This window comes from Vibrio sp. Vb0349, assembly GCF_033338975.1.
Genome location: NZ_JAWOTS010000089.1, coordinates 1 through 1970, shown reverse-complemented (window position 1 = coordinate 1970; position 1970 = coordinate 1). Strand labels below are relative to the sequence as shown.

The window sequence follows — 1970 nt, the reverse complement described above, 5'->3', positions numbered from 1 at the left end:
ATATATGTCACCTTATCTAATTCCTTCCGGTACAGAATGTTAGCAGCGATATGCGAATCTTTGTTATAGCCCTTACGTTACTGTTTGGTTGGCTTCAATACACTCTATGGTTTGGTAAAAACGGAGTGTCTGACTACTACACAGTAAAAGATGAAATTGAAGTTCAACAGCAGGTGAACAGCAAGCTACAAGCTCGCAATAATGAAATGTTTGCTGAGATAGATGACTTAAAGCAAGGACTTGATGCGATTGAAGAAAGAGCTCGTCATGAACTTGGCTTGGTGAAAGAAGGAGAGACCTTCTACCGCATAGTTGGTGAGGAAAACCCGTAAGATGTCAGAGAACGTTTCATCTCATATCGCTATTGTACCTGCGGCTGGTGTTGGTAGCCGAATGAAAGCAGATCGACCTAAACAGTACTTGTTAGTCGATGGAAAAACGGTATTGGAACATACCGTAGAGAAGCTGCTTGCTCACCCTCAAATTGCGAAAGTTGTGGTTGCGGTTACAGAAGGTGACCCATACTACCCTGAACTATCGATTGCCCTGCACCCAGACGTAATACGTGTCGCTGGTGGTAAAGAAAGAGCCGATTCAGTGCTTTCAGGGCTAAACTATGTAAGTGCGCAGCTTCCGTGTGAATGGGTTCTGGTCCATGATGCCGCGAGACCTTGCGTAACATTAAACGATATTGATCGTCTGATTGATGTTTGTTGTGCTCATCCTACTGGTGGCATTCTTGCCTCGCCCGTGAGAGATACAATGAAACGAGCGAACAAAGAAAACAACATCGATCACACCGTAGACAGAGAAGCATTGTGGCATGCACTGACTCCACAAATGTTTAAAACTCAGCAGCTAACAAGAGCACTGGCAGACGCATTGCAGCAAGGTGTTGCGATCACTGATGAAGCATCGGCTTTAGAGTGGTTGGGAGAAACGCCAGCTTTAGTTCAAGGTAGTGCGAATAACATTAAAATTACTCAGCCAGAAGATCTCGCCTTAGCCGAGTTTTATCTTAGCCGCGAGCGCGGTTAGAAAATAAAGGATAAAAAATGATTCGAATTGGTCATGGTTTCGACGTACACAAATTTGGCGGTGAAGGCCCTGTGATTATTGGTGGTGTTGCAATTCCTTACGAACAAGGCCTAATTGCGCACTCAGACAGAGCGGTTGCTCTACATGCTATAACCGACGCTTTGTTCGGTGCGAATGCCGCGGGTGATATTGGTCGTCATTTTCCAGATACCGACGATAAATGGAAAGGTGCAAACAGCCGCGAATTATTGAAAGACGTTTACCGTCGAGTAAAAGAACAAGGCTACCGCCTTGGTAATGCAGACGTCACCATCATGGCGCAAGCGCCGAAAATGGCGCCTCACATTGATGCAATGTGTGCCGCCATTGCCGAAGATCTAGAAACCGATATTAGCAACATCAACGTAAAAGCAACGACGACAGAACGTCTTGGTTTTACTGGACGCAAAGAAGGCATTGCTACAGAAGCAGTCGTGCTTCTATTTAAGCAATAATCGAATAATTTGCTCCTTAAAGCTGCGTAAGCAGTGGAAATACATCATGTCAGATATTTTATCCTCATTGGCTTACCTCACAGGCAAGCCAGTTGCATCAGCAAAAATTAAAGCGCAACCAGAACACTTTCAGGTTCGCGAAGATTTGGGTTTTGCCTTCACGGGAGAAGGTGAACACTTAATGGTGCGCATTCGAAAAACAGGTGAGAACACCAGTTTCGTCGCTAACGAGCTAGCGAAAGCTTGTGGTGTTAAGTCTAAAGACGTTAGTTGGGCAGGCCTGAAAGATCGCCATGCAGTAACCGAACAGTGGCTAAGTGTTCATCTGCCTAAAGGTGAGACTCCAGATTTTTCGACATTTTTGGCGAAATACCCAAGTATTGAAATTCTGGCGACCGATCGACACAACAAAAAACTGCGTCCTGGTGACTTAATCGG

General features: G+C 45.2%; 4 protein-coding genes. All 4 read left to right on the top strand.

Annotation, left to right across the window (positions count from 1 at the left end; all coding sequences use genetic code 11):
• Nucleotides 1-50: 50 nt before the first annotated feature.
• Nucleotides 51-332, top strand: a complete 282-nt coding sequence (gene ftsB, locus R7Q47_RS23440) for a cell division protein FtsB (protein ID WP_005455577.1) — start codon at nucleotides 51-53, stop codon at nucleotides 330-332.
• A 1-nt stretch (nucleotide 333) separates the two neighbouring features.
• Nucleotides 334-1038 carry a 2-C-methyl-D-erythritol 4-phosphate cytidylyltransferase gene (ispD, locus tag R7Q47_RS23435; RefSeq protein ID WP_017449147.1) on the top strand — a complete coding sequence of 235 codons (705 nt, stop codon included), beginning with the start codon at nucleotides 334-336 and terminating at the stop codon, nucleotides 1036-1038.
• A 17-nt stretch (nucleotides 1039-1055) separates the two neighbouring features.
• Nucleotides 1056-1532 (top strand): 2-C-methyl-D-erythritol 2,4-cyclodiphosphate synthase, encoded by a 477-nt coding sequence (ispF, locus tag R7Q47_RS23430; RefSeq protein ID WP_318089480.1) that lies wholly within the window; start codon nucleotides 1056-1058, stop codon nucleotides 1530-1532.
• 46 nt (nucleotides 1533-1578) lie between these two features.
• On the top strand, nucleotides 1579-1970 hold a 392-nt coding region (gene truD, locus R7Q47_RS23425), incomplete at its 3' end, for a tRNA pseudouridine(13) synthase TruD (RefSeq protein ID WP_318089478.1).